Annotated in this window: 1 pseudogene; it reads right to left on the reverse strand. The window is 59.9% G+C overall.

Annotated features, from left to right (window positions below):
• Window positions 1–485 precede the first annotated feature (485 nt).
• A pseudogene (locus ACF8GF_RS03680) lies at window positions 486–626 on the reverse strand (3-deoxy-7-phosphoheptulonate synthase); the annotation flags it as partial.

Here is a 626-nt window from a genome sequence, read left to right on the forward strand (position 1 = left end):
AGGGGCCGGATGATGGGAGCCGACGGCTTTGGTTACTTTGGCCACGACCAAAGTAACCCGCCGGTGGGCGGAAAGGTGAATAGGCGCCAACATCGTGAATGAATGTCTGCTTGATGTGTAAGCGCACAACCCAAAAGCTCAAAAGCTTAAGCGCCGGTTTTGATCGGGCGTACAGTCCGTTTGCGATGGCGACGCCGACTCACCTTTCCGCCCTTACGGCGGGTCCCTTTTTGTCGTGGCAAAAAGGGACCAAAAAACCGTCGGCTCCCATCATCCGGCCCCTGCGCTGCGCTCCGGGGTCCCCTCGCTCCGGCCTTGCTCCCGGGAGCACGCGCTGCAGGCCCCATCCATGGGGCCTCAGCGCTTGACGGGCATCCATGCCCGTCATCTCCCTCCGCAATGCCTCCACTCGGCCTCCTGAAGTCGCAATCTGCGTCGCCTGAACTACTGCGCGCTTAGAAGCAAAATCAAAAGCGAAAAGCGAACTCGGTGATCGGCCGGCACCGCCGATGCATTCGGTGAGGTTCTGCCCGGTCATCTGGATAAGGATATCGCCGGCATGGCTGCCCTCGGCCTGGTGTACCTGGAAGAACGCCGTTGCTCTTGCTTTGGCTTTTGCTTCTAAG

Origin of the sequence: Pseudomonas sp. yb_5 (genome assembly GCF_043103865.1) — a bacterium.
Classification (GTDB): Bacteria; Pseudomonadota; Gammaproteobacteria; order Pseudomonadales; family Pseudomonadaceae; genus Aquipseudomonas; species Aquipseudomonas putida_Y.